General features: G+C 59.6%; 23 protein-coding genes and 1 tRNA gene. 12 read left to right on the top strand and 12 right to left on the bottom strand.

The window, feature by feature from the left end:
* Positions 1–2: 2 nt before the first annotated feature.
* From HAT86_RS00830 to fabI, 5 genes are read right to left on the bottom strand one after another with little or no spacing between them, the layout of a single operon-like run.
* Positions 3–1,844, bottom strand: a complete 1,842-nt coding sequence (locus HAT86_RS00830; protein ID WP_167192694.1) for a peptidyl-prolyl cis-trans isomerase — start codon at positions 1,842–1,844, stop codon at positions 3–5.
* A 44-nt stretch (positions 1,845–1,888) separates the two neighbouring features.
* Positions 1,889–3,094 (bottom strand): aminotransferase, encoded by a 1,206-nt coding sequence (locus tag HAT86_RS00835; RefSeq protein ID WP_167192695.1) that lies wholly within the window; start codon positions 3,092–3,094, stop codon positions 1,889–1,891.
* Between the two features lie 24 nt (positions 3,095–3,118).
* Positions 3,119–3,616 carry a xanthine phosphoribosyltransferase gene (gene gpt / locus HAT86_RS00840; protein ID WP_167192696.1) on the bottom strand — a complete coding sequence of 166 codons (498 nt, stop codon included), beginning with the start codon at positions 3,614–3,616 and terminating at the stop codon, positions 3,119–3,121.
* Between the two features lie 33 nt (positions 3,617–3,649).
* On the bottom strand, positions 3,650–4,246 hold the full coding sequence (locus HAT86_RS00845; protein ID WP_167192697.1) for a LysE family translocator: 597 nt from the start codon (positions 4,244–4,246) through the stop codon (positions 3,650–3,652).
* A 15-nt stretch (positions 4,247–4,261) separates the two neighbouring features.
* The gene (gene fabI, locus HAT86_RS00850) at positions 4,262–5,071 is read right to left on the bottom strand and encodes an enoyl-ACP reductase FabI (RefSeq protein ID WP_167192698.1); all 810 of its coding nucleotides are present in this window, start codon (positions 5,069–5,071) and stop codon (positions 4,262–4,264) included.
* 180 nt (positions 5,072–5,251) lie between these two features.
* Here fabI and pdxH point away from each other — a divergent pair, with 180 nt between their 5' ends.
* The 4 genes from pdxH (at position 5,252) to HAT86_RS00870 (ending at position 7,095) form a co-directional block, all read left to right on the top strand.
* Complete coding sequence (gene pdxH, locus HAT86_RS00855; protein ID WP_167192699.1) at positions 5,252–5,857, top strand: pyridoxamine 5'-phosphate oxidase; 606 nt, start codon at positions 5,252–5,254, stop codon at positions 5,855–5,857.
* A 125-nt stretch (positions 5,858–5,982) separates the two neighbouring features.
* Entirely contained in the window at positions 5,983–6,519 is a 537-nt protein-coding gene (locus tag HAT86_RS00860; RefSeq protein WP_167192700.1) for a cold-shock protein, read from the top strand.
* On the top strand, positions 6,486–6,974 hold the full coding sequence (locus HAT86_RS00865; RefSeq protein WP_167192701.1) for a DUF192 domain-containing protein: 489 nt from the start codon (positions 6,486–6,488) through the stop codon (positions 6,972–6,974). Before HAT86_RS00860 ends, HAT86_RS00865 begins: the two co-directional genes overlap by 34 nt.
* Before the next feature lie 44 nt (positions 6,975–7,018).
* Positions 7,019–7,095 (top strand) — tRNA-Pro (locus HAT86_RS00870).
* Positions 7,096–7,355: 260 nt separating this feature from the next.
* On the opposite strand, the gene HAT86_RS00875 is transcribed toward HAT86_RS00870, so the two are convergent.
* Positions 7,356–7,523, bottom strand: coding sequence for a hypothetical protein (locus HAT86_RS00875; RefSeq protein ID WP_167192702.1), 168 nt, complete (start codon positions 7,521–7,523; stop codon positions 7,356–7,358).
* Positions 7,524–7,739: 216 nt separating this feature from the next.
* Here HAT86_RS00875 and HAT86_RS00880 point away from each other — a divergent pair, with 216 nt between their 5' ends.
* The gene (locus HAT86_RS00880; RefSeq protein ID WP_167192703.1) at positions 7,740–11,426 is read left to right on the top strand and encodes a vitamin B12-dependent ribonucleotide reductase; all 3,687 of its coding nucleotides are present in this window, start codon (positions 7,740–7,742) and stop codon (positions 11,424–11,426) included.
* A 183-nt stretch (positions 11,427–11,609) separates the two neighbouring features.
* On the opposite strand, the gene HAT86_RS00885 is transcribed toward HAT86_RS00880, so the two are convergent.
* The 4 genes from HAT86_RS00885 to HAT86_RS00900 all read right to left on the bottom strand — a co-directional run bounded on the left by HAT86_RS00885 (position 11,610) and on the right by HAT86_RS00900 (position 15,469).
* Complete coding sequence (locus HAT86_RS00885) at positions 11,610–12,794, bottom strand: vWA domain-containing protein (RefSeq protein ID WP_167192704.1); 1,185 nt, start codon at positions 12,792–12,794, stop codon at positions 11,610–11,612.
* A 9-nt stretch (positions 12,795–12,803) separates the two neighbouring features.
* A complete protein-coding gene (locus HAT86_RS00890; RefSeq protein ID WP_167192705.1) occupies positions 12,804–12,971 on the bottom strand; it encodes a hypothetical protein in 168 nt (55 codons plus the stop codon).
* A 9-nt stretch (positions 12,972–12,980) separates the two neighbouring features.
* Positions 12,981–14,348 (bottom strand): DUF2927 domain-containing protein, encoded by a 1,368-nt coding sequence (locus tag HAT86_RS00895; RefSeq protein ID WP_167192706.1) that lies wholly within the window; start codon positions 14,346–14,348, stop codon positions 12,981–12,983.
* Between the two features lie 281 nt (positions 14,349–14,629).
* Positions 14,630–15,469: an AAA family ATPase gene (locus tag HAT86_RS00900; protein ID WP_167192707.1), complete on the bottom strand. Its 840-nt coding sequence runs from the start codon at positions 15,467–15,469 to the stop codon at positions 14,630–14,632.
* Positions 15,470–15,659: 190 nt separating this feature from the next.
* Here HAT86_RS00900 and dksA point away from each other — a divergent pair, with 190 nt between their 5' ends.
* Positions 15,660–16,082, top strand: coding sequence for an RNA polymerase-binding protein DksA (dksA, locus tag HAT86_RS00905; RefSeq protein WP_167192780.1), 423 nt, complete (start codon positions 15,660–15,662; stop codon positions 16,080–16,082).
* 70 nt (positions 16,083–16,152) lie between these two features.
* Entirely contained in the window at positions 16,153–17,334 is a 1,182-nt protein-coding gene (locus tag HAT86_RS00910) for an FAD-dependent monooxygenase (protein WP_167192708.1), read from the top strand.
* Between the two features lie 8 nt (positions 17,335–17,342).
* Here the strand turns inward: HAT86_RS00910 and xth are convergent, their stop codons facing one another.
* Together xth and HAT86_RS00920 are read right to left on the bottom strand one after the other, a co-directional pair.
* Positions 17,343–18,125, bottom strand: coding sequence for an exodeoxyribonuclease III (gene xth / locus HAT86_RS00915; protein ID WP_167192709.1), 783 nt, complete (start codon positions 18,123–18,125; stop codon positions 17,343–17,345).
* Between the two features lie 135 nt (positions 18,126–18,260).
* A complete protein-coding gene (locus tag HAT86_RS00920) occupies positions 18,261–18,584 on the bottom strand; it encodes a HesB/IscA family protein (protein ID WP_167192710.1) in 324 nt (107 codons plus the stop codon).
* 77 nt (positions 18,585–18,661) lie between these two features.
* Here HAT86_RS00920 and HAT86_RS00925 point away from each other — a divergent pair, with 77 nt between their 5' ends.
* The 5 genes from HAT86_RS00925 to HAT86_RS16790 all read left to right on the top strand — a co-directional run bounded on the left by HAT86_RS00925 (position 18,662) and on the right by HAT86_RS16790 (position 25,204).
* The gene (locus HAT86_RS00925; RefSeq protein WP_167192711.1) at positions 18,662–19,831 is read left to right on the top strand and encodes a deoxyguanosinetriphosphate triphosphohydrolase; all 1,170 of its coding nucleotides are present in this window, start codon (positions 18,662–18,664) and stop codon (positions 19,829–19,831) included.
* A gap of 3 nt (positions 19,832–19,834) precedes the next feature.
* Positions 19,835–21,682: a cation:proton antiporter gene (locus HAT86_RS00930; RefSeq protein ID WP_167192712.1), complete on the top strand. Its 1,848-nt coding sequence runs from the start codon at positions 19,835–19,837 to the stop codon at positions 21,680–21,682.
* Positions 21,683–21,825: 143 nt separating this feature from the next.
* Complete coding sequence (locus HAT86_RS00935; protein WP_167192713.1) at positions 21,826–22,389, top strand: Rossmann-fold NAD(P)-binding domain-containing protein; 564 nt, start codon at positions 21,826–21,828, stop codon at positions 22,387–22,389.
* A 51-nt stretch (positions 22,390–22,440) separates the two neighbouring features.
* Positions 22,441–24,186 (top strand): arginine--tRNA ligase, encoded by a 1,746-nt coding sequence (gene argS / locus HAT86_RS00940; protein ID WP_167192714.1) that lies wholly within the window; start codon positions 22,441–22,443, stop codon positions 24,184–24,186.
* 79 nt (positions 24,187–24,265) lie between these two features.
* Positions 24,266–25,204 (top strand): SPOR domain-containing protein, encoded by a 939-nt coding sequence (locus tag HAT86_RS16790; protein ID WP_231125771.1) that lies wholly within the window; start codon positions 24,266–24,268, stop codon positions 25,202–25,204.

A 25,204-nucleotide genomic window follows, 5' to 3' on the forward strand; every position in this document is an offset into this window, starting at 1 on the left:
CCTTACTGGAAATTCGAATGCACGGCGTTGATCGCCTGTTGGTCGATGGTCAGCCCCGCGCGTTGGCGGATATCGTTCGCCAGCATCTGGAACATGTCTTGCGCCAGCCCCGATGCGGCCTGTTCGCGCAGGCGTTGCTGCAAGGTCGCCAGTTCGGGCGACGATGTATCCGGCGCGCGGACATCGTCCAGCCGCAACACGAAAATACGCGCATTGCCGTCGATCACGGTCACGTCGCCCTTGTCCATGCCGAATACGGTTTCGATAAATTCCGGCGGTGTATCGGGTTGAAACCCCTGCCGCGTCAGATCGGTCGCCATGGTGGGATCAAGCCCCAGCTCTTCAAAACTCGCACCGGTGCGCAATTGGGCAAGCTGCGGATCGACCTGCGCCTTGAGCGCGTCCACTGTGGCTTGCGCCCGCCAACCGGCCACAACGGCGCTGCGCACCTCGTCAAGCGGTTGAACCTCGGGATCAATCACATCGTCCAGACGCAGCGCAAAGATGCCGCCATCGTCCAGATCCATGACTTCGGGATAATCCTCGGCGGTGACGCTGTCTGCGGCCTCACGGAACTTGGCATAGGCGGCAATGCCATCTCTGACCTCGTCGTGCCAATCCAAGGTTCCGGTTTGCATATCGGTTTCCGCGGCCAGATCCTCAATCGTGGCGCCACCGGCCAGCAGATCGTCGATATTGGTGATCTGGGTTTCAATCACCCGGCGGGCGCGGTCACTGGCCAGTTCGTCGCGCAGTTCGGCCTCGGCCTCTTCAAAGGTGGTTTCCTGTGCGGCGAGAATGGCGTTCACGCGAAACAGGGCGGGGCCAAGATCGGTGTCGAGCGGGCCGACGATGTCGCCGGACTGTGCCGCGAAAATCGGATCGGCGGCTGCGTCCAGATCGTTTTCAGTGACATCGCCCATGTCGATATCAGCCAGCGCAAGGCCGCGTTCGGCCACAAGATCTTCAAAGGTGATGTCGCCATCTTCGATCCGGGCCAGCGCGTCGTTTGCTGTGGTGCTGTCGGCAAAGATCAGACGTTCGACAAGGCGGCGTTCGGGTTGGCGGAATTCGTCAATCCGGGCCTCATAGGCGTCGCGCATGGATTGTTCATCAACCTCGACCGTGTCGATGATCATCTCGGGCGTCAGATAGGCATAGGTGATGCGCTTGACCTGCGGCGTGGTGAAATCCGGCAGGTGGCTTTGATGGTAGGCTTTCAATTCTTCGTCGGTTGGCGCGGGCAGGCCGGTGTCCAGATCGCTGCGTTGCAGTGTGGCAAAGGACACATCCCGTTCTTCGGCCAGATAGGTCAGCAGCGGATTGGTATAACCGTCCGGGGCCTTGATGCCGGCCATGATCGCGGCTTGCAGCAAAGAGCGCGCGGTGTCGGCACGCATGTCTTCTTCGAACTCTGCCTCGCTCAGCCCGGTGCGGTCGAGAGCAAAGGAATAGGCCTCGCGGTCAAAATTGCCGTCGATGCCCTGAAATCCGGGAATCTCCAGAATTTGCTGGCGCAGGTTTTCGTCGCCAATCGAAATCCCAAGCCGCCCGGCCTCATGATCCAGCGAGGCGGTGGCAATCAATCGCGACAAAACCGCATCTGTCACACCGTTCTGGCGGGCCTGCTGTAGCGTCATCGGTTGGCCGCTGCCAGCCGCGCCCGCGTTCAGTTCGTTTTGCAGCGCGCGGGCATATTCGTTCATGTCGATCTCGGTGTCGCCGACGCTGCCGACGCTGCGCACATTGCCCGACAGGTTGGTGACGCCAAAGCCCCCCAGCCCAAGGATCAGCAGACCCATCAAGATCCAGACCAGCGTTTTCGAAATGCTATTGGCTGCCATAAGGCCCCCTGTCAGACGGCGTTGGGTTCAATGTTCGGGACTGTCTACGCGCTGTCCGGGGCAGGGGCAAGAGGCCAGCGCAGACCCGCCAGCCGCCCAAACAAGGTGTCGATTCCAGCGCGGTCCACATTGGCAAAGGCCACGCGCAGTTCATGGCCCGCGGTTGGGCTGTCTTCGGGTTGAAACATGGTGCCCGGCAACAGCAATACGCTTGCCTCGCGCACCAATGCCGGGGCCAGTTCGTTTGACGGCATCGCGAACGGGTGGCGCAGGTAGGCAAAATAAGCGCCGCAGCCTCGCAATTCCCAGCCCTGAGCGGCCAGTTTCGGCATCGCGTCGTGAATGGCGGCGCGCCGGTCAAGAATTTCAGCGCGTTCGCCCGCCAGCCATTGCGACAGGTTGCGCATGCCCCACAGCGCCGCGATCTGGCCCAGTTGGTTGGGGCAGATGGTGACGGTATCCAGAAACTTCTCAGCTTGTGCCAAGCGCGCAGGGCTGGCCACCATCGCGCCGACCCTATGACCGGTCAGCCGGTATGCCTTGGAAAAGGAATAAAGCTGGATCAGCGTTTGATCCCAATCGGTATCGGCAAACAGATCATGCGGCGCGCCGGGGCGGGCATCGAAATCGCGGTAAGTCTCGTCGATGATCAAGGCCAGCCCGTGCTGTTGCGCCAGCGTATAAAACGCGCGCACCAGATCGGCGGGGTATTCGACGCCGCCGGGATTGTTGGGCGTGACCAGAACGATGGCGCGGGTGCGCGGGGTGATCAGGTGCGCGGCTTCGTCCGGGTCGGGCAAAAGTTCGGCCCGTGCGGGCAGGGGCACGGCTGCCACGCCGGACATATCCAGCCACATTTTATGATTGAAATACCAAGGCGTTGGCACGATCACCTCGTCGCCGTCGGCGCATAGTGTGGCGATCGCCGCGCAAAAGGCCTGATTGCAGCCCGAGGTGATGGCCACGTTCTGCGCCGCAAGCGCACCGCCATAGGTCGACGACCATTGGTGGGCCACTTCTTCGCGCAGATCGGGGCGGCCCAGAACCGGGCCATAAAGATGCGCCTGAGGATCGCTGAGTGCGGCGTCGGCGATGATCTGGCGCAACGGTTCAGGTGGCGGGTCAACGGGCGCGGCCTGACTGACATTGATCAGCGGGCGGTCGATGGGGAAATCGACCCCATCAAGCCAGCGGCGCGCCTCCATGACTGGCGGCGAAAAGGTGCGGGCCGTGCGCGGCGTATGTGTCATGATAAGGCTCCGGTCAGGGGTATGTCATGCCCCGCGATAAGGTTCCACGTATTGCAGGGCCATGTCCCACGGGAAGAAAATCCACGTGTCCTGACTGACTTCGGTGACGAAGGTCTGCACCATCTCGCGGCCCATCGGTTTGGCGTAAACAGTCGCAACATGCGCTTTGGGCAAAAGCGCCCGCACCACTTCAAGCGTTTTGCCGGTATCGACCAGATCATCGACGATCAGCACGCCCTCGCCGTTGCCCACCAGATCGGGATCAGGGGATTTTATCACCCGTGGCGCAGATTGCGTTTGATGGTCATAGGATTTCACGCTGATCGTGTCCACGGCGCGAATATCCAATTCGCGCGCCACGATCATCGCCGGGGCCATACCGCCACGGGTGATGGCCACCACAGCGTTCCAACCGCCTTGCGGGCTGGTATCCTGCAACCGCCACGCCAACGCGCGGGCATCGCGGTGCAACTGGTCCCAACTGACGTGAAAGCCTTTTTCGTGCGGCAAGCGGTCGGTCATCCTCTGATCCTTTCGGTCTTTTGTATGGGCGCTTCAGATCGCCACGCGCAGGGCCAGAACGCCTAGTATAGCGGCGGCGGCCCGGTCGCATTGGGCTTTGAAGGCGATATATCTGTGCTGAAAGGCAGGCAAGGCCAGCCCGAAGGCCAACAGCGCGAAGAACGAGACTTCAAGCAGCAATTGGTTGCCCAACACCAACAGCGCCTGCCCGCCGGTGGGCATCGCGGGGAACACGGTTGTGAAAATCGCCGCCAGACACACCACGGCCTTGGGATTGGCCAGATTGGTCAGCAGGCCCAGCCAAAAGCCCTGTGCGCCGCGCGGCGCGCTGGTGTTCAGCGCCCGGTCGGCGTTGCGCCACAGCGTGACGGCAAACCACACTAGATAGGCCGCGCCACATAGCTTCAGGGTTATGAAGGCCCAAGGCGCGACGGCGAACAGTGCCGTTAGCCCAAGAATGGCCATCACGCTCCAACTCATACCGCCAATGGCCAGCCCCAAACCGCAGGCCAGCGCGGATTTTCGCCCACCGGTCACCGCGGCGCGCAGCATCGCGACCAGCGCGGGCCCCGGTGAGACCAGCGCGCCAAGCATGGCGATGTTGAAAGCGATCAGCGCGGTGGCGTCCAAGGTGGCCTCCTGCGATTATGAGGTGGCGTCAATATCCGGGGCGTCCACGGCCTTCATGCCGACGACATGATAGCCCGCGTCGACATGCAGGTTTTCCCCGGTCACCCCGCTTCCCAGATCGGACAGAAGATAAAGCGCGGATTTGCCAACGTCGTCGATGGTCACGTTGCGGCGCAGGGGCGAGTTCAGCTCGTTCCATTTCAGGATATAGCGGAAATCGCCGATGCCGCTGGCGGCCAGCGTCTTGATCGGGCCGGCGGAGATGGCGTTGACGCGGATATTGTCCTTGCCCAAATCTTCGGCCAGATATTTGACCGACGCTTCAAGCGCGGCCTTAGCCACCCCCATGACGTTATAATGCGGCATCACCTGTTCGGCACCATAATATGTCAGCGTCAGGGCGCTGCCGCCGTCTGTCATCAGCTTTTCGGCGCGCTGCATCACAGAGGTGAAGCTGTAACAGCTGACCTCCATGGTCATCAGGAAATTGTCGCGGCTGGTATCCACATAGCGACCGCGCAGTTCTGACTTGTCCGAAAACCCGATGGCGTGGACCAGAAAGTCAATCTTGCCCCAAACCTTTTCAATCTCGGCGAAGGTGGCATCAATCGACGCAGCATCGGATACGTTGCAGTCAAACAGATGCTCGACGCCCAGACTGTCGGCCAGCGGCGCAACCCGCTTGCGAAAGGCATCCCCCATGTAGGTAAACGCCAGCTCGGCCCCGGCATCGGCGCAGGCCTTGGCGATGCCCCACGCGATGGATTTATCATTTGCAACGCCCATAATAAGGCCGCGCTTGCCCGCCATTAGTTGATTTGACATGTTTTGTCCTCGGCCCATCTGTTCTCCGCTCCATGACGCTTTAGGCGATCAACTATAAGGCATCAAGGGAAAGCGGTTATTGCCGATGTTTGTGCGATAACGAAATCTGCGGAATGGCACGAATTTTTATGGCGTATCATGCGCAAAGTCGTAACAATAGGATAAGAAAAGGGCGGGCACATGACAGACAGAACCGATATCTTTGCAGGAGACGATCCGTTTGAAATCGCGCGCCGTTGGTTGGCCGAGGCGACCGAGACGGAACTGAATGATCCCAATGCTATGGCCTTGTCTACGGTTGACGCGGACGGGCTTCCGAATGTGCGAATGGTCTTGCTGAAAGACATCACCGACGACGCGTTTTGGTTTTACACGAATTATGACAGTGTAAAGGGACAAGAGTTGCAGGGCGCGGGCAAGGCGGCGATTGTCCTGCATTGGAAATCTTTGCGCCGGCAGCTTCGCGTGCGGGGCACAGTCACCCGCGATGACGGCCCCGAGGCAGATGCCTATTACGCGTCACGATCCCTCAAAAGCAGGCTGGGCGCGTGGGCCTCGAAACAATCGCGGCCCTTGTCGTCGCGCACCGCCCTTATGGCCGAGGTCGCGAAGATGACCGCACGGCACGGCACAAATCCGCCGAGACCACCCTTTTGGGGAGGTTTCAGAATCAATCCTGTCGAGATTGAATTCTGGGCGGACGGTGCGTTCAGGCTGCATGACAGGTTCGTCTGGCGCCGCGAAGACCCTGATAAAGCATGGGAAATTACCCGTCTCAACCCGTGACATTCACGTGTCGTCAAATGCAAGGCGCTGAATATAAATAGGATTATTGCTTGTAACAGGGTGATGAATTGAAGCAAGACTAAACCGGGGTCTCTGGGGATAAAGACTGTTTAGGTAGGAAAGAAGTGACCAAAGAAAATGAACGTATCCGAAGAGTAACGGGGCGCGTTAAGTGGTTTGATCCGATTAAAGGGTTTGGTTTTGTAGTCGCCGATGAAGGTGGTCCTGATATTCTGTTGCACGCAAATGTTTTGCGCAATTTTGGCCAAAGTTCGGTTGCAGACCGGGCTGGTGTGGAAATTGATGTGCAAGACACCGAGCGCGGTGTCCAAGCCGTAGAAGTTCTGAGTATCGAGCCGCCGGAGGACATCGAAGGCACCGGGCTGAGCGATCTGGAAGAAATCGATCCCGAGCTTGTGCGCGCGGCGCCGCTTGAGCCGGCACGCGTGAAATGGTTCGATAAGGGCAAGGGGTTTGGGTTTGCCAACACCTTTGGCCGCGAGGAAGATGTTTTCGTGCATGTCGAGGTTCTGCGCCGGTCCGGCTTGGCCGATCTGCAACCGGGCGAAGCTTTGGCCATGCGCGTGATAGATGGTAAACGTGGCCGTATGGCCATGGAGGTGTGTGGATGGGAGATGGCGGTAAAACAGCACGACGGCTAACGCTTGCACTGTGTGTTTTGGCGTTTGGAACGCCGGTTGTCGCGGGCGACGTGTGCCGCGACAACCGGGTTTCTGTGCGTGGCGACTGGGGGCAGGCGGCGTTCACCGTTGAGGTTGCCGACGATGCCGAGGAACGCGCGCAAGGCCTGATGAACCGCGAGAGCATGGCAAAGACGGCCGGAATGCTATTCGTCTATCCCGCGCCGAAACGTGTGGGCTTTTGGATGAAAAACACGTTGATCGAACTGGATATGATCTTTGCCGACCGCACCGGGACTGTGCGGCGGGTGCATCATCGTGCCCAACCGCATGATGAACGCCCGATCATGGGCGGGCGCGCTATCCAGTATGTGCTTGAGATCAACGGCGGCTTGGCGGCCCAGTTGGGGATTTCAGAGGGCAGCCAACTGCGACATCCGGCAATTGATACGAAAGCGGCGGCTTGGCCCTGTTAGGGGGTTTTCAAACCGGTTTTGTCCGAGTATGCACAGCCTTGGTTCGGGGCGTAGCGCAGTCTGGTAGCGCACCTGTTTTGGGTACAGGGGGTCGTGAGTTCGAATCTCGCCGCCCCGACCAATCTCAAGCACACAAGATCTTGTAGCAAAGAGTAGCCCGCCCTTCGGCGGTGGCTACCTGTTGGTATAGCCTCAGTTTCTGATAGTTTTATAAGTCATTATCTGAATTGAGTGCAGTGCGGGTTTTTTTGTCACTGTCTTGTTATCCACAACATGTAGATCAACAGTGGTGGATAACTGCGCTGTGCCACGAGTCGCGCAGCACTGACGGCTTGGGCCATGTTCAAGCAATTTATGAATGCTTTGAGATAAATCTTTTATTTAACACCATTTTTGCTTTTCGATGCCAAGCGGCGTGCCATCAGATCCTTGGATCATGGTCTGTGGATGAATCGTCGCCGGCCTTTGTCGGTATGCGGCCAGCCCAAAGGTCAATGTTTTTTTGCGGCAGATTGTGTAAAAAAAGCCGTTGACCAAAGCACCTTTCATACGCCAGATTGTGGCCATCGCTCAGCGGGCCACAAGATATAGTGCGCAGCGGCGGATCAGGGACGCAACCCACCATAAGCACCGGGACCTCCGGGCAAGATGTATCTGTATCGGTCTGACCGGTGCAGGCAGGGGCGTTTGGTCTGACGTGTGACACACAGGCAACCGATGGCACAAAGTTGAGACGTGAAACGCTGGATATGGGGCAGTAAGACCATGAAGATTGAAAGAAAGTTCACCAAGGCAGGGCAAGACGCGTATGCGGCACTGGATTTTGTGACGACAAGCTCGGAAATTCGCAACCCGGACGGCACCACAGTGTTCAAGTTGGACAATGTCGAAGTTCCGTCAAGCTGGAGCCAAGTGGCCAGCGACGTGATCGCGCAGAAGTATTTCCGCAAGGCTGGTGTGCCCCGTAAACTGACCCGCGTCGAAGAAAAAGATGTTCCTGAATTCCTGTGGCGGTCGGTCCCGGCAGACGACAACACGGGCTTTGGCGGCGAGACCAGCTCGAAGCAGGTGTTCGACCGGCTGGCAGGCGCGTGGGCGTATTGGGGCTGGAAAGGCGGCTACTTCACCACAGAAGGCGACGCCAAAGCCTATTATGACGAAATGCGTTTCATGCTGGCCAACCAGATGGCCGCGCCCAATAGCCCGCAGTGGTTCAACACTGGCCTGCATTGGGCCTATGGCATCGACGGCCCCAGCCAAGGGCACTACTACGTCGATTATCAGACCGGCGAACTGACCAAATCCAGCAGCGCCTATGAGCATCCGCAGCCCCATGCCTGCTTCATCCAGTCGGTTGGGGATGACTTGGTTGGCGACGGTGGCATCATGGACCTGTGGGTGCGCGAGGCGCGCCTGTTCAAATATGGCTCGGGCACCGGCACCAACTTTTCCAGCTTGCGTGCGGCGGGTGAATCCCTGTCGGGCGGTGGCAAATCCAGCGGCTTGATGGGCTTTCTCAAGATCGGCGACCGCGCGGCGGGCGCGATCAAGTCGGGCGGCACCACGCGCCGTGCGGCCAAGATGGTGATCTGCGATGCAGACCACCCCGACATCCAGGAATTCATCAACTGGAAGGTTAAAGAAGAGCAAAAAGTGGCCAGCATCGTGGCCGGCTCGAAAATGCACGAGCAGAAGCTGAACGAAATCTTTGCCGCGATCCGCGCATGGGATGGCAGTTCAGAGGATGCGGTTGACCCCAAGAAAAACGACGCCCTGAAGGGGGCCATCCGGGGTGCCAAGCAGGTGCAGATCCCCGAAACCTACGTCAAGCGCGTGCTTGACTATGCCAAGCAGGGCTATGACAGCATCGAGTTTCCGACCTATGACACCGATTGGGACTCTGAGGCCTATGCATCTGTGTCGGGGCAGAACTCGAACAACTCGATCCGGGTGACCGATGCCTTCCTTGAGGCTGTGCGCAACGATGATGACTGGGCGCTTTTGAACCGCACCGATGGCAGCGTGGCCAAGACGATCAAAGCGCGCGACCTGTGGGAAGATGTGGGCCATGCCGCATGGGCCTGTGCCGATCCGGGTATCCAATACCATGACACGGTCAATGCGTGGCATACCTGCCCCGAAGACGGTGAAATTCGCGGCTCGAACCCATGTTCGGAATACATGTTCCTTGATGACACGGCCTGCAATCTGGCGTCGATGAACCTGTTGCAGTTCTTCGAGGACGGGCAGTTTGACGCCGATAGCTATGTCCACGCCTCGCGTCTTTGGACCGTGACGCTGGAAATTTCGGTGATGATGGCGCAGTTCCCCTCAAAAGAGATTGCGCAGCGTAGCTTTGATTTCCGCACGCTTGGTCTGGGCTACGCCAATATCGGCGGCCTGCTGATGAATATGGGCTACGGCTATGACAGCCCCGAAGGCCGGGCGCTGTGTGGTGCGCTGAGCGCGATCATGACCGGCGTGGCCTACGCCACCAGCGCCGAGATGGCGGGCGAATTGGGCGCGTTCGCGGGCTACAAGCGGAACCGCGGTCACATGTTGCGGGTGATCCGCAACCACCGCAACGCGGCTTACGGTGCGACCGAAGGCTACGAAGGCTTGGCCGTCAAGCCGGTGCCGCTGGATCTGGCTAACTGCCCCGACACGCGTCTGGTCGATCTGGCGATGGCCAGCTGGGACGAGGCGCTGTCGCTTGGTGAAAAGCACGGCTATCGCAATGCACAGGCCACAGTGATCGCGCCAACCGGCACGATCGGTCTGGTGATGGACTGCGACACCACCGGAATCGAACCCGATTTCGCGCTGGTGAAGTTCAAAAAGCTGGCCGGTGGTGGTTATTTCAAGATCATCAACCAATCGGTGCCCGCGGCGTTGGAAAAGCTGGGCTATGGCCCTGCCCAAGTCGAGGAAATCGTCAGCTATGCCGTGGGTCACGGCACCATCGGCAATGCGCCGGGGATCAACCACACCTCGTTGGTCGGCCATGGGTTTGGCCCCAACGAGTTGGAAAAGGTCGACGGCGCGCTTGGCTCGGCCTTTGATATCCGGTTCGTGTTCAACCAGTGGACGCTTGGGCAGGAATTCTGCACCAATGTTCTGGGCATCCCGGCTGCAAAGCTGAACGATCCCACCTTCGACATGCTGGCTCATCTGGGTTATTCCAAGGCCGATATCGACGCTGCGAACGACCATGTGTGCGGGACGATGACGCTGGAAGGTGCGCCGCACCTTAAGGAAGAGCATTACCACATCTTCGATTGCGCCAATCCCTGCGGCAAGAAGGGCAAGCGGTACCTGAATGTCGATAGCCACATCTACATGATGGCGGCGGCGCAAAGCTTTATCTCGGGGGCGATCTCGAAGACGATCAACATGCCCAACGACGCCACCATCGAAGATTGTCAGCAAGCCTACGAGCTAAGCTGGTCCTTGGGCGTGAAAGCCAACGCGCTGTATCGCGACGGCTCCAAGCTCAGCCAGCCGCTGGCGGCAAGCCTTGTCGAAGATGACGAGGACGCGGCCGAGATTTTGGAAAGCGGCTCGTCGCAGGAAAAAGCGGCGGTTCTGGCCGAAAAGATCGTCGAGAAGGTGGTGATCAAGGAAATCGTCAAATCGCAACGCACCAAGATGCCCGAGCGGCGCAAGGGCTATACGCAAAAGGCGATTGTCGGCGGTCACAAGGTGTATCTGCGCACCGGCGAATACGAGGGCGGCGCGCTTGGCGAAATCTTTATCGACATGCACAAAGAAGGTGCCGGCTTCCGGGCGATGATGAACAATTTCGCCATCGCCGTGTCGGTGGGCCTGCAATACGGTGTGCCGCTGGAGGAATTCGTGGATGCCTTCACCTTCACCAAGTTCGAACCGGCGGGCATGGTGCAGGGCAATGACAGCATCAAGAATGCCACGTCGATCCTTGATTATATCTTCCGTGAACTGGCCGTGTCCTATCTGGATCGCACCGATCTGGCCCATGTGAAGCCGCAAGGTGCCAGCTTTGACGATCTGGGGCGTGGCGAGGAAGAGGGCGTGTCGAACATCACCGAGATGAGCGATGCCGCCGCCTCGCGCTCGCTGGAGGTGCTCAAGCAGATCAGCTCAACCGGGTATCTGCGCAAGCGTCTGCCGCAGGAACTGGTGGTGCTGAATGGTGGGCAATCTGGTGCGGTGTCGTTCGACCGCTCGGGCGATGCGGTTGACACGCTGCAAACGCTGGTGCCGGAAACCGCCAGCGGCACGGCAACCGTCGCGGCCACGTCGACCACGACCACCACCATGGCCACCGGCAGTGTCAGCATGGACGCGCGCACCAAGGCCAAGATGCAGGGCTACGAGGGCGAGGCCTGTGGCGAATGCGGCAACTACACGCTGGTGCGCAACGGCACCTGCATGAAGTGCAACACCTGCGGATCAACGAGCGGGTGTAGCTGAGGACAAGACGGTTTGCGCCGCGAAAGGCGCAAACCACGCAACCGGACACGGGGCAGGTGCGCTTGCCCCGGGCCGATCAGGCCGCAGGCAGAAACCGAGCGGTCAAATGATGAGCCTGATCAGCAAAACTTGGGGCGCCCTTGGGCGCCCCTTTTTTCTGTGTGCGATGTGGTCTGGCGCGGATCAGCGCAGCAGGGCGCGCATGCCGCGATCCAGCCCTTCAAGGGTCATCGGCACCATGCGATTTTCGAAAATGTCCGAAATCATGCCGATGGACTGGGTATAGGTCCAGTATTTTTGCGGCACCGGATTGATCCATAGATGCGACGGCCATTGCTCGCGCGCGCGCTCCAGCCAGACTTGCCCGGCCTCGGCGTTCCAATGTTCATTCGCGCCACCGGGATAGGCGACCTCATAGGGTGACATGCTGGCGTCGCCCACGAAAATACATTTGTAATCCGGGCCATAGGTGTGCAGCACATCCCATGTCGGGGTTTGCTCATCATAGCGGCGCGCATTGTCGCGCCAGACGCCCTCATACAGGCAATTGTGGAAATAATAGTATTCCAGATGCTTGAACTCGGCGCGGGCGGCGCTGAACAATTCCTCGACCACCTTGATATGCGGATCCATCGAGCCGCCGATATCCAGAAACAGCAACACCTTGACTGCATTGCGCCGCTCGGGGCGGGTTTTGACATCCAGATAACCGTGTTCGGCGGTGGCGCGAATGGTGCCGTCAAGATCCAGCTCGTCATGGGCGCCGTCGCGCGCCCATTGGCGCAGGCGTTTCAGCGCGACCTTGATGTTGCGGGTGCCCAATTCGATACTGTCGTCGAGATTGCGAAACTCGCGCTTGTCCCAAACCTTGACCGCGCGGCGGTGGCGCGATTGGTCCTGCCCAATGCGCACCCCTTCGGGGTTGTAGCCATAGGCACCAAACGGGGACGTGCCCGCCGTACCAATCCATTTGTTACCACCTTGGTGGCGGCCTTGCTGATCGCGCAGGCGTTCTTTTAGGGTTTCCATCAGCTTGTCGAAACCGCCAAGCGCTTCGATCTCGGCTTTTTCCTCGTCGCTGAGGTGTTTTTCTGCCAGTTTTTCCAGCCACTCGGCGGGCAGGTCGACGGCGTTCAGCACGTCATCTGCGGAAATCTGGTCCAAGCCATCAAAGCTGATCGCAAAGGCACGATCAAAGCGGTCGATCATCCGCTCGTCTTTGACCATGGCCGCGCGCGCCAGATAATAGAAGCCTTCGATGTCATAGGTGACCAGATTGGCGTTCATCGCCTCAAGAAAGGTCAGGTATTCACGCAGCGACACCGGAACGCCGGATTTTCGAAGGGTTTCGAAGAACGGCAGAAACATGAGCGGCCCTTATATCGAGGCGCGGTGGACAATCAGCGTGATGAACAAGCCCGCCAGTGTGAAAACCAGCATATACACAAAGGCATATTGCAGGATGTCGGCCAGTCGTCCCTTGCGCCGCTTGGCGATTGTTGCGCCGATGATTGCGCCTAGAATGGCTCCGATAATAACGATCATGTGCTGTGCTTACCCGTTCGATCCCTTTAACGGACTGAGGCCCGATATTTCGCGCAGTTTCGCGCGCACAGCCCAATCCGCCCCGAACCCGTAGCGCGCCCAGCCTAGACTGTCCAGCCGCACGGCGTTGGCTTCGGCAACGCGACCGCTCAGGTCCAGCGCCTCGGCGCGCAGCATCATCAAGGTCGCCAAAAGGGCGGCGTTTTCGTGGCGTTCGGCGGTGGCCAGATGCGGCCCGATCAGCATCAAGGCATCCGCGCCACGGCCCTGACTGATGGCATAGGCCGCCAGTTGCGACGCCGTGTAGGCCCGGTGCAGATCATTGCCCGGCGTGCGTTTGTAGAACTGATCAGCGGTGACGAATTGATCTTGGGCAAAATCCGGGTCGACGGATTGCGACAGCCGCCCAAGGGCAAAGTGGCTGAAGCCGCGGCGATGGTCGCGCCAGCCCACGGTCTCGGCGATGCGCACGGCCGTCAGTGCGGCTTCGCGCCGCTCGGCGGAACGGGCGCCCGGCCCAAGCGCGGTTTGAATCGCGTCGATCCATTCGCGCGGGGTGGACGATGCAAAGCGAGGCGCGCGCGTGTCACCGGCTGGATTCAAACGGCTCAGAATGGTGGGCAGGCGCTCTTCCACCTGCGCCCGCGTCATGCCTGAGCGCAGTTCGGGCGCGTAATAGGCACGCAGAATAAGCATATCAAAGCCGGTCAGAACCGCATGCACATTGTCGTCGTTGAACACCGAATCGGGCAGTCGGTATAGATCGTTGAGTGGTCCAAGGGCCTGCGCCAGTTCTTCATGCAGGCAATCGCGCACCTCTTGTGGAGAGGAGTCATTGGGCAGGAAGATCGCCAGCTTTTTACGCTCGGTCAGCAAGCTCCAATTGGTGGCGCGGCTATGCCGTGCGGTGCGGTATTCTGACAAGCGCGAAATATTCGGCACAACAAAACAGGCCGCTTTCGGCAGGTTTCGGCGGATCTCGGCCCGCGATACGGCCTCGATCGTGATATTGGCTGGTCCATCTTGGACACGCGCCACATCAATCCCGGCTTCGGTCCGCAGGCGGTGCACCAAGCGGTTCAGATCCGGCATCAAGGTCGGCGGCGGGGTGCCAGCGACGGCGATGCTGATGGGTTCTTCAAAGCGCGAGAAATGTTGCAACCTGCGCCCGGATTCCAACTGGAACGACAGGTCCAGAAAATCGCGCTGGATATCCTTGTTGGACCGCATGGGCGGCACTGGGCGGGGTGCGGAAAATGATTTGATCGCCGGCAGACCCGAGACATCGGCTGTTGCGGCCCGCGAGGGCATGTCGACCGATTGCCCCGGCACGCAAGCGCCCAGCATCAAACATATAGGTAGGATAACGCGACGCATGTGCCCCCCGAAGCTTGGTTTTCGTGTCATGCGACCGGGGGCAGTCACGGCCCGGCCGATGCACCTGCTTTGGCGTGCGCGTTTCACGGTGGCCGCCACGCTTGGGGCCACCCTTTCAGATGCGCGGGCACCGTCACAGGACAAGGCAGACGATGCCCACCTATCCTGTCCGGGGTAAGGACGAAGCGCGGCAAAACTGTGGCCCGGTTCATTTTCCGGGCCGAGGGGTCGCTTGCAGATGGTGTCTGCCTTTACCGTCAATCGCCTGTCCTTTTCCTGCGTTATCTGGTCCGCCGCGCCATGAACGCCAGCCTTTCGAAAAGATGCACGTCTTGTTCGTTTTTCAAAAGCGCACCGTGCAGTTTTGGTAGGGCGTCGGCGCCATCACGCTTGAGATCGTCTGCGCTCAGGTCTTCGGCCAATAGCAGCTTGAGCCAATCCAGCACCTCTGAGGTTGAGGGCTTTTTCTTCAGCCCGGCTTGATCGCGCAGTTCGTAAAACTGGGTCAGGGCGGTGGTCAGCAACTGGTCCTTAAGGCCGGGGTGATGCACGGCGACAATCCGCTTCATCGTCTCGATGTCGGGAAAGCGGATGTAATGGAAAAAGCAGCGCCGCAAGAACGCGTCGGGCAGTTCCTTTTCATTGTTCGAGGTGATGATGACGATGGGCCGTTGCCGGGCCTTGATGGTTTCGCCGGTCTCGTAGACGTAAAACTCCATCCGGTCGAGTTCTTGCAAAAGGTCATTGGGAAACTCGATGTCGGCCTTGTCGATCTCGTCGATCAGCAAAACGACTTTTTCGTCGGCTTCAAACGCCTCCCACAGTTTGCCCTTGCGGATGTAATTGCGCACATCGTGCACGCGTTCATCGCCCAATTGGCTGTCGCGCAAGCGCGAGACGGCGTCATATTCGTAAAGGCCCTGCTGGGCTTTGGTGGTGGACTTGATGTTCCATTCGATCATCCGCAGGCCCAAACCCTGCGCCACCTGACGGGCCAATTCGGTTTTGCCGGTTCCGGGTTCGCCCTTGACCAGAAGGGGGCGTTCCAAGGTGACGGCGGCATTCACGGCGATGGTCAGGTCACTTGTAGCGACGTAGCTCTCTGTTCCTTCGAACTTCATGTGCGGTTTGGTCCTTATGCGACTTTTTCAGGCAGGTTTGACACGCACAGTAGGCTGATCGGTCCGGCACATCAATGCAGCGTGATTGCCTAGTGACATTCCTGTGTGGCGGGTGTAATTGCACGGCAGGGAAGCGCCACGATCTGAGGAGATTGCAATGTCGGACGTTGGCCTTGATGAGGGGACCACCATGAAAGCCGAAGTCTTTCTACCCGACGATTACCAACCGGCCGAAGACGAACCGTTCATGAATGAACGCCAGTTGGAATATTTTCGTCGCAAGTTGATTAATTGGAAAAATGACCTGCTGGACGATACCCGCGATACAATCGAAGGGTTACAGGACGGCACCCGCGCAATTCCGGATGTTGCGGACCGCGCCAGCGAAGAAACAGACCGCGCAATCGAGCTGCGCACCCGTGACCGTCAGCGCAAACTGGTGACCAAGATTGATGCCGCACTGCGCCGGATCGAAGAGGGTGAATTTGGCTATTGCGAAGTCACCGGCGAGCCGATCAGCCTAAAGCGTCTGGACGCGCGGCCGATCGCCACCATGAGCCTTGAAGCGCAAGAGCGTCATGAACGTCGTGAAAAGGTCCATCGCGACGATTGAGCATGACGTTCACTAAATTTCATCGACGCCGGGGCTTTCGCTCCGGCGTTTTTCGTTTCAATAGAATCCCATGAGTTTGCACGGATTGAAAACGCTGGTGATCGGCGGCGGCATTGGTGGTTTGACCGCGGCGCGAGCTATGGCGTTGCGCGGTGCCGATGTCACCGTGTTGGAGCAAGCCGCCGAGATTTCCGAGGTCGGCGCCGGGCTGCAAATCAGCCCGAACGGCTTTGTCGTGTTGAACGCGCTTGGTTTGGGACAGGCCTTGCGCGAGTGTTCCGTACAGGCACGGGCGGTCAATCTGCATGACTATCGCGGTCCAAAGGTTGTATCGCTGGATTTGGGGCGGCTGGACAGCCGGGATTATTATTTCGTCCACCGGGCCGATCTGGTCGATGTTCTGGCCCAAGGTGCGCGTGAGGCCGGGGTCAAAATTCGGCTGTTGCAAAATGTGCAGTCTGTCACGCTGACGCCGGGCCAGACCAATGCGCGTGTGACGTTATGCAATGGCGCTGTTTTGTCGGCTGATCTTGTGGTCGGCGCGGATGGTTTGCACTCGGTCGTGCGTCCGGCGCTGAACGGGCAGGTCGCGCCGTTTTTCACAGGCCAGGTGGCATGGCGCGCGATTGTGCCCAATGCCGATAACGCGCCGCCCGAGGCGCGGGTTCATATGGGGCCGCACCGCCATCTGGTCAGCTACCCCTTGCGCGACGGGCAGTATATGAACCTTGTGGCCGTGCAGGAACGCGCCGCATGGGCCAAGGAAAGCTGGAGCCAGCAAGACGATCCTTTGGCCGTGCAGGCCGCGTTCGCGGATTTCGGCCCGGATGTGCAGCGTATGTTGTCGCGGATTGAAAGCGTGAATCTTTGGGGATTGTTCCGGCATCCAGTGGCCAACCGTTGGTATGGCGGTGGTGCGGCCCTGTTGGGCGATGCCGCGCACCCGACATTGCCGTTCATGGCGCAAGGGGCCTGTATGGCGCTTGAGGATGCTTGGGCCTTGGCGGATTGTCTGGACAGGGCAGGGGATCTGGAGAGCGGCCTGTCGACCTATCAACAGCGTCGAAAACCGCGCGCAACGCGGGTGGTCGACGCGGCCAACGGTAATGCATGGAAATACCATTTGGCCTTTTCACCGCTCAGGTGGGCGGCGCACACGGCGCTTAGGATTGGTGGCACCGTCGCGCCTGACCGTTTGCTGCGCCAGTTCGATTGGATCTACGGATATGACGTGACCCGCCCAAGCGGGTGACGCCGGGCTTACGCGTCCAGCGTGATCCAGATCGGAACGTGATCCGAGGGTTTTTCGCGCCCGCGCACCTCTTTGTCGATCTGGCAATCGGTCAGCAAATCGGCCGCCTGAGGCGTCAGCAGGAAATGATCGATGCGAATGCCGTCATCGCGGTTCCAGGCCCCGGCCTGATAATCCCAAAACGTATAGTGCCCCGGCCCCTGATGCTGCGCCCGGAAGGCTTCGGTAAAGCCCAGATTGACGATCTTGCGAAAGGCAGCACGGCTTTCGGGCAGGGCAAGCGCGTCTTTCGCCCAAGCCTCGGGGCGTTTGGCGTCTTCGTCTTGCGGGATGATGTTATAGTCGCCGGCCATCAGCGCCGGTTCTTCGGTGGCCAGCAACTCGGCGGCGCGGTCTTTCAGGCGCTCCATCCATGCCAGTTTGTAATCGTATTTCGGCCCTGGTGCCGGATTGCCGTTCGGCAGGTAAAGACCACACACCCGGACGGCAGTTTTGTCACCGATCACGGTGGCCTCGATCCAGCGGGCTTGTTCGTCGTCGTCATCACCGGGCAGGCCGCGGCTGACATCCTCTAGGGGAAGTTTCGACAGGATGGCGACACCGTTAAAACTTTTTTGCCCATGGGTTTCGACGGTATACCCGCGCTCTTCGAACAGGTCGCGCGGGAAATTTTCGTCGACGGATTTGATTTCCTGTAACAGAACAACATCCGGCTGCGCCTCGTCCAGCCAATCTGGCAGGGCCTGAATGCGCGCCTTGATCCCGTTGATATTGAAACTGGCGATTTTCATGACCTGCGCCTTTTTTTGCCTGTGTCCTTGGCACCTTCTATCGCGCAAGACCAAGCCCAAGACAAGCGGGGGTCTTGCGCCTTGAAAATGATCGGCCCTGAAGTTTTGCGTGAATGGTGATCTTTACTATATTGATTACATTGAAAAAGATGTTCCGCAGCCGCAAGAGCTGCTGGCATTGGGGTTGTTAATTGTAAACCGCGCGCCGATCAGCTCTTCGGTGAAGTCGATGGTTGCGCCAGCCAAGAAGGGCAAGGACACGCTGTCGACCACGACCTTTTGGCCCTGACCTTCCAGAACCAGATCGTCATTGCTTGGGTTGTCCAGCCGGATTTCGTATTGAAACCCCGAACACCCGCCACCTTCCACGGCGACCCGAAGGGCATGGCCGTCATTTGCGGCACCGATTTCGGCCAGACGCTCAAAGGCGCGTTCGGTCACTTTGGGGGGCAGTTGCATTGCGCTCTCCTGACGGTTCCGTTGTTCTATCCTTTGCAATATATGGAGCAGGAAAACCCGCGACAAGGATAGCCGACATGCAAATGCCTTATGCCTCGACTCCGGCGCAGACCAAGGGACGGCTGGTGGCCGAGGATGAAAGCGCGTTCCGGTCGTGTTTTCAACGCGATCGGGACCGGATTATTCATTCGAGCGCCTTTCGCCGCCTGAAACACAAGACACAGGTTTTCGTCGAACATGAGGGCGATTATTTTAGAACGCGCCTGACCCATTCCATCGAAGTGGCGCAAGTTGCGCGCACGATTGCCGGGGCGCTTGGTCTGAACCAAGAACTGACCGAGGCTGTCGCGTTGGCGCACGACCTTGGGCATACTCCGTTTGGCCATACCGGCGAGGATGCCCTCAACGCGCTGATGCAGCCCTATGGCGGGTTTGATCACAACGCGCAGGCAGTTCGGATCGTCACCGCGCTGGAACGCCATTATGCCGAGTTCGACGGCCTGAACCTGACCTGGGACACTCTGGAAGGGATCGCCAAGCACAACGGCCCGGTCATGGGTGATTTGCCCTATGCGCTGTCTGATTACAACGCGCGCCATGATCTTGAACTGCACACCCATGCCAGCACCGAGGCGCAGGTGGCCGCCTTGGCCGATGATATAGCCTATAACAACCACGACCTGCATGATGGCTTGCGCGCGGGGCTGTTCACCGAAGACGATATTCGGCAATTGCCCATCGTTGGCCCATGCTATGCCCAGGTTGAATCGCTGTATCCGGGGCTTGATGCCTACAGGCGGCGGCATGAGGCGCTGCGCCGCGTGTTCGGTGTGATGGTGGGTGATGTCATAGAAACATCGCGCGCAACGTTGGAACAGGCATCGCCGGATTGCGCGGCTGCAGTCCGTCATCTTGGGCGTCCTGTCATTCAGTTTTCACCCGAGATGTGGGCAGACCTGACCCGGATCAGAGAGTTTTTGTTTTCCAGAATGTATCGCGCCCCATCGGTGATGGAGATGCGCGCGCAGGTCACCCATGTCGTGGAAGAGCTGTTTCCTTTCTACCTTGCGAAACCCGGCCTTTTGCCCGACCGTTGGCGACATGATGTTGAGGCGGCGCAGGGTGAAACCACGCTTGCGCGTCTTGTGAGTGATTACATCGCTGGCATGACCGACCGGTTCGCGTTGCAGCAACACGCGCGCCTGTTGGGCGGCGCTGGCGGTTCGGGTGCATGGGTCGGAGCATAGATTATGGCGATTGAGTCAGCGGCAGACGGGGCTTTGGCGCCGGTTATGAGTTTTGCATTGGTCGGCGCGCTTGGCGTCGGGGCGCAATGGGCCGCGTGGCGCTTGCGCATGCCCGCCATCGTTCTGATGCTGCTGGCCGGGTTGTTGATCGGTCCGGTGCTGGGCGTTTTCGACCCCTCCCGCGATATCGGGCCGCTGATGGCCCCGATGATTTCCATCGCGGTTGCGATTATCCTGTTCGAGGGTGGTTTAACGCTAAACCTGCACAGCCTGCGGGGGGCGGCCGAAGGTGTGAAACGCCTTATTGTTTTGGGCGCGCCGCTTGGATGGCTGCTCTCGACCTTGGCGCTGCATTACGTGGCGGGGTTGGGATGGGCGTCCTCGGCGGTGTTCGGCGGCATCATGATTGTCACCGGCCCCACCGTCATTGCGCCTTTGCTGCGTCAGGCGCGGCTAAACCGCAGGCCCGCGCAACTGCTTCAGTGGGAGGCCATCGTCAACGATCCGATCGGCGCATTGGCCGCCGTCTTGGCGTTCCAAGTGGTCTTGGTCCTCAATACGGCGGAAACCATGGGCGATGCCGCATGGGACATGGCGCGCGGGATTGTCGTGGCCGCCGTGATGGGTGTGGCTGCAGGCGCAATTATCTCGGAATCCTTCCGCCGCGCATGGGTGCCGGAATACATGAAAGTGCCGGTCTTGTTCGCCGCCTTGCTGGGGGTCTTTGCGCTGTCCGATACGGTGCTGCACGAAAGCGGTTTGTTGGCCGTGACCGTCATGGGCATATGGATCGCCAATGCTGATCTGCCCAGCTACACCGAAATGCGCCGGTTCAAGGAACATGCCACCATTTTGCTGGTCTCGGGGGTGTTTATCCTGTTGGCGGCCAATATGGATTTCGAAAAGCTGGCGATGCTGAATTGGCGAGCGTTGGCATTTGTGATCGTTGTTATTTTGGTGGTGCGACCGCTGACGGTCATGATCTCGCTGGTCGGTACGAAATTGCCGATGCGCGAGCGTCTGCTGGTGGGGCTGACGGGCCCACGTGGTGTTGTTCTGGTGGCGGTGGCTGGCTTGTTTGCCGAACGTTTGGTGGCCATGGGCGTGGCGGATGCCGCGTTGCTGGGGCCGTTGGCGTTTGCTCTGGTGGCGGCCACTGTCGTGTTAAACGGGTTTTCCTTGCGCCCGTTTGCGGCGGCGCTTGGATTGGCAGGCAAGGGCATTCCCGGTGTGATCATCGTGGGGGGATCGCGCTTTGCGGCGGCCTTTGGCGAAGCGTTGCAAAAGCGCGAGGTGCCGGTGCTGATCGCCGACCCGAACCGGGGCCGCCTGCGCAGCGCGCGTGAGGTGGGTTTGCCGGTTTTTTTCGGTGACATTCTGTCAGAGGCCGCCGAACACGGTGTCGAGGTCACAAGCTATGGCCGCGTTCTGGCGGTCAGCGACAATGATGCCTACAACACGCTGGTGGCCACCGATCTGGGGCCGGAGTTTGGCCGCGACAACGTCTTTCAACTGAAACGCACCAAGCAGGACAGCCCCCGCCATGCCTTGCCAGCAACGCTTGGCGGGCGGGCGATTGCCGGGGGGCAGACCTATCTTGATCTGACCTCGAAGATGAATGCGGGGTGGCGTGTGCGCGCCACCAACCTGACGGAAGAATATACGTTTGAAAACTGGCGCGCGGCGAACCCCGACGCCATCTTGCTGGCCGAGCATGACGAGGGGGGCGATTTGCGCTTGATCGTTGCCGATGAAGATCCGCGAAAGCAAAAAGATGTTACCCTTCTGTCTCTGTCCCCTGAAAACGATACACTGGACGCGGCCAAAGCCGACAATGAAGGCACCGAATAAATCAAACCGTGGATTGTGACGTGAGAGGTAAAGAAGTACCGTTTCGCCAGCTTTTGAGAGGGCGAGTGTAGATATTGCAAGATCAGCGAGTGTCAGGACAGACAGCTTTGATTGCCGGTGCGGATTGTGCTTTTGGCTAAACCTTGGCTTGGGCCTTGGCGCGTGCCGGGGTGCGCTTTATTCTTGCCGGTGTTGACGAGGGCCTGTTGCGCCAGACGGTCAAAGCCGCGCCAGACCATCTTGATCATCTGGTCTTGGATGTGCTGCGGCCGCGGTCTTGCCGTGTGTTGGGGGCGGAATGGCGCGATGAACCACTTGATATGCTTATCCATTTGCAGGCTGTGTCCTCGCCGGGGCGTCCGGGTGCTGTGATTGCGGCCATCCCGGCGCTGACGCGCTCGCTTGTCGCGGGCTTGCGGGCGGCCCGTTTTGCCCGCGTGATCGTGGTCTGTGTCGTCCCACCGGCGCAAGCGCCTGCCGAGGCATGGGCCTATGACCGTGCGATGCAGCATCTGCCCCAAGCCTTGCAACAAGAGCTTGGCTTGCAGGCGCAGGGGGCCGTCAATGCGGTGCGCGTGACCAACGCATCGGGGCTGGAGACCGACCGAGGCCAAGCCGACCTTGCGCAGACGGTTTTGTGGCTGTGTCAGCCGCACGGCCAGACGGTCTCGGGGGCGGTTTTGCCTGTTGATCTGCCTTGCGATTGACGCGGGCAGTGGCAGTGGTAAACCCTGCGCCAACGAACAAAGGATATTCCGATGAATCTGTTCACCGAAATTCACGCGTTGGTTCAGAATGAACTGGCCGTTTTGCAATCCGAAGGCAAATTGCCCGACGGTCTTGATTTAGCGAATGTCACGGTCGAGCCGCCGCGCGATCCTGCGCATGGCGACATGGCGACCAACGCCGCCATGGTGCTGGCCAAACCCGCCGGGCTCAAGCCGCGCGACATTGCCGTTGATCTGGCAGCACGGCTTTTGGGCAGTGATCGGATCGAAAGCGCCGACGTGGCCGGGCCGGGCTTTTTGAACCTGCGGCTGGCGGACGGTGTTTGGCAGGACGTGGTGCATAGGGCCCTGACAGACGGGCCTGAATTTGGCCGCTCGGATATGGGCGCGGGTAAAAAGGTGAATGTCGAATATGTCAGCGCCAACCCGACCGGGCCGCTGCATGTGGGCCATACGCGGGGCGCGGTGTTTGGCGATGCCTTGGCCAGCCTGCTGGTTTTCGTGGGCTATGATGTGACCCGCGAATATTACATCAACGATGGCGGTGCGCAGGTCGATGTTTTGGCGCGGTCGGTCTATCTGCGGTATCTTGAGGCGCATGGTCAGGCCGTGGCGTTTGAGGATGGCACCTATCCCGGCGACTACCTGATTGCCGTGGGCGAGGCGCTGAAAGATCAGGTTGGCGATGCCTATGTCGATCAGCCCGAGGCCGTCTGGCTGGCTGAAATCCGGACCTTTGCCAGTGATGCGATGATGGCGCTGATCCGCGAGGATCTGAAGGCGCTTGGCGTCGAAATGGATGTGTTTTTCTCGGAAAAATCGCTGTATGGCACGGGCCGGATCGAAGAAGCCTTGCAGACGCTGGAAGAAAAGGGCCTGATTTACGAGGGCGTGCTGGAGCCCCCCAAAGGCAAAAAGCCCGAGGATTGGGAGCCGCGCGAGCAAACCTTGTTCAAATCCACCGAACATGGCGATGACGTGGACCGGCCGGTGAAGAAATCCGATGGCGGCTGGACGTATTTCGCCCCCGATATTGCCTATCACTACGATAAGGTCAGCCGTGGCTTTGATATGCTGATCGACGTGTTCGGCGCGGATCATGGCGGCTATGTCAAACGGATGAAAGCCGCTGTGTCGGCCCTGACTGATGGCCGGGTGCCCTTGGACATCAAGCTGTGCCAACTGGTCAAGCTTTATAAAAACGGCGAGCCGTTCAAAATGTCCAAGCGGGCCGGCACATTCGTGACCCTGCGCGATGTGGTCGATCAGGTGGGGGCCGATGTGACGCGCTTTGTCATGCTGACCCGCAAGAACGACGCCCCGCTGGATTTCGATTTTGACAAGGTGCTAGAGCAGTCGAAAGACAACCCCGTGTTTTACGTCCAATATGCCAATGCACGGGTCAATTCAGTTCTGCGCAAGGCGCGCGAGGCGGGTATTACCGTCGATGATGCCGCTTTGGCCGGGGCAGATTTGTCAATCCTGACCCATGACGCCGAATTGGCGGTGGCCAAGAAGCTGGCCGAATGGCCGCGTCTGGTGGAAATCGCGGGCCGCACCAATGAACCGCATCGCATTGCCTTCTACCTCTATGATCTGGCGTCCGACCTGCATGCGTTGTGGAACCGTGGCAATGATGATCCGGCTCTGCGCTTCTTGCAAGAGGGCGATCCGGCCACAAGTCAGGCGAAAATCGCTTTGGCGCGGGCCGTGACCGTTGTTATTTCCTCTGGTCTTGGTATTCTTGGCGTAACCCCTGCGGAAGAAATGCGGTAAAAAAACCGTGCAAGCCGGGGATCAGGCAAGGCAATGACCCCGGCGGCCAAGTATCGTCGGCGGCAAAGCGAGGCGAGACATGGCAGACAGGCAAGCTGCGCAGCATATGGCTGCGCCGAACCATAGCAATATCGTTAAGAAATTCACCAATCTTGCGGGCGCCGTGGTGTCCTTGGCGCTGGTCGCCGGGGTTGGTGTTTGGGGCTACAAACTGTTGGTGCGTGACGTCAGCGGCGTGCCGGTAGTGCGCGCCGCCGAAGGGCCAATGCGCGTCCAACCCGATGATCCCGGCGGGCGGCAGGCCATCAATCAGGGGCTGGCTGTCAATCAGGTGGCTGCCCAAGGCACTGCGGCGAAACCCGCAGACCGTTTGATCCTTGCGCCCAAGCCATTGGACCTGACGCTTGAGGATGTGCCGTCAGAGAAAATGGCACAGGCCGCGTCAGAGAATACCGACACGCCCACCGAAGTGAGCCCGACAGCCGAGGCAGAACCGCCTGCGTCATCCGACCGCGAGGCCATCCAGTTGGCCACGGTCGAGGCCTTGGCCACGCAACTTGCGCAAGGATCCCCGAAATTCGAAGAGACCCCCAAGCCTGCGGCTGAGGCAGAACCTGAAGCGGAGCCGCAGACGGCGGAGCCAAAAGATGGGTTGGGCCGGTCCTTGCGGCCCAGGCTGCGCCCTGCAACCTTGTCTGAGGTTAGGCAGGTCGCGGCCCCGGCCCCTTCCGAGGCGACGCAGGATGTTGATCCGGCGGATATCGCCGCTGGCACCCGAATGGCCCAGTTGGGCGCTTTTGAATCCGCCGAGATTGCAGAAAAAGAATGGACGCGCCTGAGCGGCAAGTTTGGCGAGTATCTGGCCGACAAGGACCGGGTCGTCCAAAAGGCGCAAAGTGGCGGGCGCACCTTCTATCGTTTACGGGCCATGGGGTTTGCCGACCTCAGCGATGCGCGCCGCTTTTGTTCGGCGCTTGTCGCCGAGAACGCCGATTGTATCCCGGTGGTGACACGGTGA

The sequence above is a fragment of the Roseovarius gahaiensis genome, from assembly GCF_011601345.1.
Classification (GTDB): domain Bacteria; phylum Pseudomonadota; class Alphaproteobacteria; order Rhodobacterales; family Rhodobacteraceae; genus Roseovarius; species Roseovarius gahaiensis.

What these genes read in the sequence shown, in the direction of transcription:
- HAT86_RS00830 (WP_167192694.1), bottom strand. Translation starts at nt 1,844, where the DNA reads ATGGCAGCCAATAGCATTTCGAAAACGCTGGTCTGGATCTTGATGGGT.
- HAT86_RS00835 (WP_167192695.1), bottom strand. Translation starts at nt 3,094, where the DNA reads ATGACACATACGCCGCGCACGGCCCGCACCTTTTCGCCGCCAGTCATG.
- gpt (WP_167192696.1), bottom strand. Translation starts at nt 3,616, where the DNA reads ATGACCGACCGCTTGCCGCACGAAAAAGGCTTTCACGTCAGTTGGGAC.
- fabI (WP_167192698.1), bottom strand. Translation starts at nt 5,071, where the DNA reads ATGTCAAATCAACTAATGGCGGGCAAGCGCGGCCTTATTATGGGCGTT.
- pdxH (WP_167192699.1), top strand. Translation starts at nt 5,252, where the DNA reads ATGACAGACAGAACCGATATCTTTGCAGGAGACGATCCGTTTGAAATC.
- HAT86_RS00865 (WP_167192701.1), top strand. Translation starts at nt 6,486, where the DNA reads ATGGGAGATGGCGGTAAAACAGCACGACGGCTAACGCTTGCACTGTGT.
- HAT86_RS00875 (WP_167192702.1), bottom strand. Translation starts at nt 7,523, where the DNA reads ATGAAAGGTGCTTTGGTCAACGGCTTTTTTTACACAATCTGCCGCAAA.
- HAT86_RS00880 (WP_167192703.1), top strand. Translation starts at nt 7,740, where the DNA reads ATGAAGATTGAAAGAAAGTTCACCAAGGCAGGGCAAGACGCGTATGCG.
- HAT86_RS00885 (WP_167192704.1), bottom strand. Translation starts at nt 12,794, where the DNA reads ATGTTTCTGCCGTTCTTCGAAACCCTTCGAAAATCCGGCGTTCCGGTG.
- HAT86_RS00890 (WP_167192705.1), bottom strand. Translation starts at nt 12,971, where the DNA reads ATGATCGTTATTATCGGAGCCATTCTAGGCGCAATCATCGGCGCAACA.
- HAT86_RS00895 (WP_167192706.1), bottom strand. Translation starts at nt 14,348, where the DNA reads ATGCGTCGCGTTATCCTACCTATATGTTTGATGCTGGGCGCTTGCGTG.
- HAT86_RS00900 (WP_167192707.1), bottom strand. Translation starts at nt 15,469, where the DNA reads ATGAAGTTCGAAGGAACAGAGAGCTACGTCGCTACAAGTGACCTGACC.
- dksA (WP_167192780.1), top strand. Translation starts at nt 15,660, where the DNA reads ATGAAAGCCGAAGTCTTTCTACCCGACGATTACCAACCGGCCGAAGAC.
- HAT86_RS00910 (WP_167192708.1), top strand. Translation starts at nt 16,153, where the DNA reads ATGAGTTTGCACGGATTGAAAACGCTGGTGATCGGCGGCGGCATTGGT.
- xth (WP_167192709.1), bottom strand. Translation starts at nt 18,125, where the DNA reads ATGAAAATCGCCAGTTTCAATATCAACGGGATCAAGGCGCGCATTCAG.
- HAT86_RS00920 (WP_167192710.1), bottom strand. Translation starts at nt 18,584, where the DNA reads ATGCAACTGCCCCCCAAAGTGACCGAACGCGCCTTTGAGCGTCTGGCC.
- HAT86_RS00925 (WP_167192711.1), top strand. Translation starts at nt 18,662, where the DNA reads ATGCAAATGCCTTATGCCTCGACTCCGGCGCAGACCAAGGGACGGCTG.
- HAT86_RS00930 (WP_167192712.1), top strand. Translation starts at nt 19,835, where the DNA reads ATGGCGATTGAGTCAGCGGCAGACGGGGCTTTGGCGCCGGTTATGAGT.
- argS (WP_167192714.1), top strand. Translation starts at nt 22,441, where the DNA reads ATGAATCTGTTCACCGAAATTCACGCGTTGGTTCAGAATGAACTGGCC.
- HAT86_RS16790 (WP_231125771.1), top strand. Translation starts at nt 24,266, where the DNA reads ATGGCAGACAGGCAAGCTGCGCAGCATATGGCTGCGCCGAACCATAGC.